Below are 6,219 nucleotides of genomic sequence, written 5' to 3' on the forward strand. Positions count from 1 at the left end.
TCCTTCTTGCATCTTGGCTTCAGAAACACCAGTAAAGAGAACTACGCGGCGCAATTGTTCCAAGTAAGCATAGGCTTCTTCTGGAGAAGCCAAGTCAGGCTTTGAAACGATTTCGATTAGCGGTGTTCCCTGACGGTTCAAATCAACATAAGAATAGCCGTCAGTTCCGTGAGTGTTCTTACCAGCATCTTCTTCAACGTGAAGTTCGTCGATTCCAATCCGCTTCACTGACCCATCAGGCAAAGTCACATCCAAGTAACCGTTCCGAGCCAATGGTGTCTGGTTTTGCGTTGTCTGGTAAGACTTAGGGTTATCGGGATAAACATAGTTTTTCCGGTCCCAACGAATTTCGTCCGTGATGTCGGCATGCAAGGCCAAGGCCACACGCATCCCGTAATCAATGGCACCCTTGTTCGCAACGGGCAAAACCCCTGGGTAACCCCAGTCGATCACGTTGGTGTTTTGGTTAGGTGAATCCCCATAGTGAACTGGTGAAGGTGACAAAAGCTTCGAGTTCGTTTGCATTTCCACGTGGACTTCAAGCCCAATGGTTGTTTCAAAATTGTCGTTTGCCATTGTGTCCCCCTTAAGCCTTTCCCGCAAGTTCTGGATGTTGGTCGTATAGACGGGTTTCTTGTTCGAAAGCGTAAGCAGCCTGGTAAATGGTTGCTTCATCGAACGGCTTACCAATCATTTGCAAACCAATTGGCATGCCACCATTAAAGCCGGCGTTAATTGACAAACCTGGTAAACCAGCCAAGTTAACTGGGATAGTCAAGACATCCCCCAAGTACATCGTCTTAGGATCATCAATTTCCGCCCCAATGCCGTAAGCCTGGGTTGGTGTAGTTGGACCAACGATTAAGTCGTAGTCCTCAAAGACCTTGTTAAAGTCTTCAATAATCAATGTTCGAATTTGGGCGGCTTTCTTAAAGAAGGCATCATAAGCACCGGCTGACAATGAGTAAGTTCCCAACATAATCCGGCGCTTAACTTCATCCCCGAAGCCTTCAGTCCGTGTCTTCTTGTAAACTTCTTCCAATGACTTAGCATCAGGTGCCCGGTAACCATAACGGATACCATCATAACGTTGAACGTTTGATGAGGCTTCTGAAGACATCAAGATGTAGTAAGCAGCAACCCCATATTGTGTATGTGGCAATGATACTTGGCCAATTTCAGCTCCAAGAGCTTCTAATTGAGCAATCGCAGCCTTCACTTGAGTGGCAACATCCGCATCAATTCCTTCTTGGAAGTATTCTTCCGGAACGGCAATTTTCATGCCCTTGATGCTTTGACCCAACTTTTCAGTAAAGTCAGGGACTTCCAATTCAACAGAAGTTGAGTCACGCTTGTCAAAACCAGCAATGGCGTTCAAGACCAAGGCGTTGTCCTTAACTGTCCGAGTCAAAGGACCGATCTGATCCAATGATGAAGCCATGGCGAAGAGACCAAAACGAGAAACCCGACCATAGGTTGGCTTCAAGCCAACCAAACCGTTAAAGGCGGCTGGTTGACGGATTGATCCTCCGGTATCCGAACCAAGAGCGTAAGGCACTTGTCCAGCAGCAACCGCTGCGGCTGACCCACCCGATGATCCACCAGGAACCTTGGTATAGTCCCAGGCATTCTTGGTTTGCTTATAGTAAGAAGTTTCGGTTGACCCACCCATGGCAAATTCATCCATGTTGGCCTTACCAACCACAACTGCCCCAGCTTCGTTCAACTTAGTCGTAACTGTAGCATCATAGACGGGCTTGAAACCTTCCAAAATATGAGAAGCACCGGTTGTTTCCAAACCATTCGTGGCAATGTTGTCCTTCAAGGCCATTGGAATTCCAGCCAATGGGTTTGAGAAGTCACCCTTAGCATCGATTGCGCGAGCTTGGGCCAAGGCTTCTTCTTCGTGCAAACGAACAAAGGCTTGCAAGTCGGCATCGGTTTGGTCAATATTGGCAAAGGTTTCCTTTGTCAATTCTTCAGCTGTAATCTTACCAGCCTTTAAGTCGGCATTTAAGTCAGCCAAAGTCTTATCGAAATAGTTAAAAGTCATGCCGATTAGTCCTCCCCATTCAAAATAGCGGGCACCTTGATTAAGTCGGCTGCCTCTTCAGGCGCTTGGGCAAGCAAGGCCTTCTTTTGATTCCAGTTATCCGCAACATCTTCCCGTAAGTGGTTGACATTAGGAGTTACTGAGAAAGTTGGCTTAACGTCGGTTGTGTCGACTTCGGCCATCTTTTCACACATTGAAACGATTTCTTGGAGCTGTCCGGTGAAATGCTCAAGTTCCTGGTCTGAAAAGCTAAGCTTTGCCAAATCAGCAACGTGGGCTACTTCTTCTTTCGAAATTGATGTTGCCATGGGGTCACCTGCCTTGAAAAAGTTATTCTAACAGCATTTTCAAGGCTTTCCTTTCCGATATAATTACTAGTCTATTTTACCATAAAGAGGCCCCCTCTTGATTCAAATAGACAAATTGGTCTAATAATTCGTCTCAAGTCAGTCACAAAGTGCCAAATCAACGCCCTTTCCTTGCTTTTTTTTGAAAACCCCGTATAATTAATCCTGTTGTCAAAACAACTGTCCAAATCCTTAGATTAACGTCTCACCGTCGTTTTTCTCAGTATTTGGAGACATTAAAGAAAAGAAAGGTGGAAATGATTATGGCCCTTACTCAAGAACGTAAGAACGAAATCATGAAAGAATATGCCCGCCACGAAGGCGATACTGGTTCAGTGGAAGTTCAAGTTGCAGTTTTGACTGCTGACATTAACGAATTGAACGGACACATGGAAATGCACAAGCATGACTTTCATTCACAACGTGGTCTTTTAAAGAAGATCGGTCGTCGTCGTAACTTGCTTCGTTACCTTCGTGGTACTGATGTTACTCGTTACCGTGAATTGATCAAGCGCTTAGGTTTGCGTCGTTAAGCTTTGCTTTTCAAAAACTAGAATCAAATTTAATAAGGAGACGGACATATGCCAATTATTGAATCATCTATTCAACGGGTTCGTTTGAGCGCCAAGCAACACGACCGCAACGAACCCCAAAAGTCAGCTTACCGTACTGCGGTTAAGCGCTTCTTGAAGGCTGCTAAAGCTGAATCTGCTGATACTGCTGAATTATACAAGCAAGTTTCATCAGCAATCGATCACGCCCAATCAAAGGGATTGATCAAGAAGAACAAAGCTTCACGTCAAAAGTCACGTTTGGCTAAGTACGTTAAGTAAAATATTAATTGATATTTGGAAATCCCCCACTCTTTCGAGCGGGGGATTTTTTTGCGTGCTTTTATCAAATTAAAAAGGTGCTCGCCTTGATGACTAACAACCCTCTGCCCCTTATACCAAATCAAGCACGCCAGTTCTGACGTGCTAGCACTTCCATTTATTCCGGACAGCAAAAAAATGCCAGTCCCCAAGGGACCGACACTTTCCACTAATACAAATTAATGCTTACTTAAAAGCTGCAAAGGCTAGGTCGATTTGATCGAATTCTGGTGAAGTCAACTTCACTTCCAAGGCCTTCATGTTGGCTTTAACCTGGTCGGCATTGCGAGCACCAGGAATCACGGCACTAACACCAGGGTTAGCAATGTACCAAGCCAAGATGGTTTGGGCGACTGTCACGCCATGTAGGTCCGCAATTCCACGAACACTATCAACCCCAGCCAAAACGGCCTTAAATTGCTCTTCGCTGTATTGCTTTGCAAACTTTTCGTAGTCATCCTGGCTGTACTTACCCGTCAAGAGCCCAGAGGCCAATGGAAAGTATGGAACAAACGAGATTTGGTTCTCTTGGAGGTAAGTCCATTCGTCTTGTTCAGGACCACGATGAACCAAGCTGTAATGGTCTTCGACAATGTCGACTTGGTTATTCTTGTTGGATTCTTTGATTTGGTCGAGGCTAAAGTTTGACACCCCAATGGCTCGAATCTTACCGGCTTCCTTCAATTCGTTCAAGGCCGCAACGGCTTCATCTTTAGGAGTCTTATCATCTGGAAAATGAATATAGAAGATGTCGATATAATCTGTCTTCAACCGCTTCAAAGAGTCTTCAACTGCCTGTTTCAAGAAGGCCGGATCATTGTTAATTTGGTTGCCATTAGACGCGTCTTGGGCACCCTTGGTAGCAATCACCAACTTTGACCGGTCGTAATTTTGAATGACGTCACCGATGATTTCTTCTGACCGGCCTTCACCATACATATAGGCAGTATCAATGAGCTTGACGCCGGCATCTAAGGCCTCTTTGACCAAGGCATAGCCGTCCTCATCATTCAAGCCGACAAAAAGGTTATGACCCCCAACCTTGTTAGTTCCCAGGCCTAACTTTGTCGTTTGAACGTCTGTCTTACCAATCATCACTTCTGCTGTCATGTGCTTCCTCCTAAATTCGGTAGCTGTAACTTTAAAAAATCATTTTCTTTTATGATAACGAATTTAAAGATGAATTTCAAAAAGAAGAAATCAAAATTAAAAGTCTTTTGCAAAGAAATCCTCAATATTAATACGGTCTTCATTAATACGGTCTTCATTTGAAAAAATCCAGGCACTTGACTAACAATTTCTTTCACTGCTTTTCAGCACTAACCATGTTATTTTTCAATTAGTAAAACATGAAAGGAAAAATAAAATGGTAAAATCTCATTCAAATAAAGTCAGCGCCCAGTTAAATTTGAAGCCTACAATTCTAGTATGGTCAGTCTTGATTTTAGGGGCAACGGTATTTCCACTGAACGTGTCAGCCTCTCAAGAAAAACAAGCCACTAGCAACGAGCAAATCCAAACCACAAGCACTGCAGCAACAACCCAGTCCAAATATCAAATCGGTGACCGCGTCCGCATCGCTGACTGGGCCAGCAATGAAACCAATGGCTATGATTTAAATAACCATCATGGCTGGATCGGCACAATCACTTCGCAAACACCAATCACCTACAGCAATTCTGCCTGGGAATACCGGGTCACCTTCACTAATGGTGACCATAATGATCATGTAGCGGAGCAAGATTTGGTCAACGCCGAACCAGCCCGGTACAACATCGGTAACCGCGTCCGCATCGCCGACTGGGCCAGCAACGAAACTAACGGCTATGACTTAAACAACCGTCATGGCTGGTTAGGCACGATCACTTCACAGACACCCGTCGCCTACAGCAATTCCGCCTGGGAATACCAAGTCACCTTCACCAACGGTGACCATAATGACCACGTGGCTGAACAGGACATCTTAGAAGCACATGATTTCTTTGACAAGAATCAGGTTGTCAACTGGTTTTATAACCACCGCGGCACCCTCACCTACTCAATGTATGGTTCACGAACAGGTAACGATGGCACTGCAGATTGTTCCGGCGCTGTAGTTCAAGCGATTCATGAGGCTGGAGGACAAGCACCAGCCTATATTTATAATACCGATTCAATTCACGATTACCTCACTCAAAATGGTTACTTACTTCAAGATGAAAACCAAGCTTGGAAAGCAGAACGAGGCGATATTGTTATTTGGGGACGACGTGGTTCGTCTGGTGGGTCAAACGGCCACATCATGGTCATTTGTCAAAGTGATGATGAACATTGGAATGGCGCCCGCGAAATCTCAGTTGACTATTCTACTCAAGGTGCAAAAGGGTCAGCTGTCCAAGAATACGACTATAACCATTATGCCAATTACAATGGCAATCCCTATTTCTATGTTTACCGCCATTAACGTAACTTTTCCTTGCAGCGTGGACAATACATTGGGTCTGGATAATAATTTTCAATATCATAATTTCCTTGCAAAAAATTCTCAAACGATAATTGAAATAAATTCAGAACTTTAATCAATGATTCTAAATCAATTTGACTGACTTCACGTTCCCAATTTGAAATTGTTTGGCTCGATACAAATAAATAGTCAGCTAATTCTGCTTGTGTCATTGCGTGATTTTCACGTACTTGCTTTAATCGTCGTCCTATATCCATTGCTGTTACCTCTACAATAATAGGACAAAGAATTCGTTCAAAAATAATAAAAGTTCTACAAAATTAATGTTAATAGATGTCTGTACCAAGTTGTTATGCACTTACATCAACATACTTAAATTAAATGCGAAATATATATTAATTCTGATTCCAATTTGATTCCACAGATAGCAGTGAACCAAAAAAGATCAGTTACTAAGGTAAATGACCTGTACCCCGTAAGTTGTATAAACTTACGGGGATTTTT

Annotated in this window: 7 protein-coding genes and 1 pseudogene; 3 read left to right on the forward strand and 5 right to left on the reverse strand. The window is 43.7% G+C overall.

Features of this window, described 5'->3' with window-relative positions:
• The 3 genes and pseudogenes from AOQ29_RS08330 to gatC all read right to left on the reverse strand — a co-directional run.
• Positions 1 to 576: pseudogene (locus AOQ29_RS08330) on the reverse strand (Asp-tRNA(Asn)/Glu-tRNA(Gln) amidotransferase subunit GatB); the annotation flags it as partial.
• A gap of 10 nt (positions 577 to 586) precedes the next feature.
• Positions 587 to 2,053 carry an Asp-tRNA(Asn)/Glu-tRNA(Gln) amidotransferase subunit GatA gene (gene gatA, locus AOQ29_RS07585; protein ID WP_061993874.1) on the reverse strand — a complete coding sequence of 489 codons (1,467 nt, stop codon included), beginning with the start codon at positions 2,051 to 2,053 and terminating at the stop codon, positions 587 to 589.
• A gap of 5 nt (positions 2,054 to 2,058) precedes the next feature.
• Complete coding sequence (gatC, locus tag AOQ29_RS07590) at positions 2,059 to 2,361, reverse strand: Asp-tRNA(Asn)/Glu-tRNA(Gln) amidotransferase subunit GatC (protein ID WP_061993875.1); 303 nt, start codon at positions 2,359 to 2,361, stop codon at positions 2,059 to 2,061.
• A 302-nt stretch (positions 2,362 to 2,663) separates the two neighbouring features.
• Here gatC and rpsO point away from each other — a divergent pair, with 302 nt between their 5' ends.
• Both rpsO and rpsT read left to right on the forward strand, forming a co-directional pair.
• Positions 2,664 to 2,933 carry a 30S ribosomal protein S15 gene (rpsO, locus tag AOQ29_RS07595; protein ID WP_061993876.1) on the forward strand — a complete coding sequence of 90 codons (270 nt, stop codon included), beginning with the start codon at positions 2,664 to 2,666 and terminating at the stop codon, positions 2,931 to 2,933.
• A 48-nt stretch (positions 2,934 to 2,981) separates the two neighbouring features.
• A complete protein-coding gene (gene rpsT, locus AOQ29_RS07600; RefSeq protein WP_061993877.1) occupies positions 2,982 to 3,233 on the forward strand; it encodes a 30S ribosomal protein S20 in 252 nt (83 codons plus the stop codon).
• A gap of 225 nt (positions 3,234 to 3,458) precedes the next feature.
• On the opposite strand, the gene AOQ29_RS07605 is transcribed toward rpsT, so the two are convergent.
• Positions 3,459 to 4,382, reverse strand: coding sequence for an aldo/keto reductase (locus tag AOQ29_RS07605; protein ID WP_061993878.1), 924 nt, complete (start codon positions 4,380 to 4,382; stop codon positions 3,459 to 3,461).
• A gap of 256 nt (positions 4,383 to 4,638) precedes the next feature.
• Here AOQ29_RS07605 and AOQ29_RS07610 point away from each other — a divergent pair, with 256 nt between their 5' ends.
• Positions 4,639 to 5,715: a peptidoglycan amidohydrolase family protein gene (locus tag AOQ29_RS07610; protein ID WP_061993879.1), complete on the forward strand. Its 1,077-nt coding sequence runs from the start codon at positions 4,639 to 4,641 to the stop codon at positions 5,713 to 5,715.
• Here AOQ29_RS07610 and AOQ29_RS07615 read toward each other — a convergent pair.
• Positions 5,712 to 5,972, reverse strand: coding sequence for a helix-turn-helix domain-containing protein (locus AOQ29_RS07615; protein ID WP_061993880.1), 261 nt, complete (start codon positions 5,970 to 5,972; stop codon positions 5,712 to 5,714). The two genes, AOQ29_RS07610 and AOQ29_RS07615, sit on opposite strands and share 4 nt — an antisense overlap.
• Positions 5,973 to 6,219 lie beyond the last annotated feature (247 nt).

The organism is Fructobacillus ficulneus, assembly GCF_001047075.2.
GTDB lineage: Bacteria > Bacillota > Bacilli > Lactobacillales > Lactobacillaceae > Fructobacillus > Fructobacillus ficulneus.

Coding starts and splice junctions, on each gene's coding strand:
- gatC (WP_061993875.1), bottom strand. CDS start 2,361: ATGGCAACATCAATTTCGAAAGAAGAAGTAGCCCACGTTGCTGATTTG.
- rpsO (WP_061993876.1), top strand. CDS start 2,664: ATGGCCCTTACTCAAGAACGTAAGAACGAAATCATGAAAGAATATGCC.
- AOQ29_RS07615 (WP_061993880.1), bottom strand. CDS start 5,972: ATGGATATAGGACGACGATTAAAGCAAGTACGTGAAAATCACGCAATG.
- gatA (WP_061993874.1), bottom strand. CDS start 2,053: ATGACTTTTAACTATTTCGATAAGACTTTGGCTGACTTAAATGCCGAC.
- rpsT (WP_061993877.1), top strand. CDS start 2,982: ATGCCAATTATTGAATCATCTATTCAACGGGTTCGTTTGAGCGCCAAG.
- AOQ29_RS07610 (WP_061993879.1), top strand. CDS start 4,639: ATGGTAAAATCTCATTCAAATAAAGTCAGCGCCCAGTTAAATTTGAAG.
- AOQ29_RS07605 (WP_061993878.1), bottom strand. CDS start 4,382: ATGACAGCAGAAGTGATGATTGGTAAGACAGACGTTCAAACGACAAAG.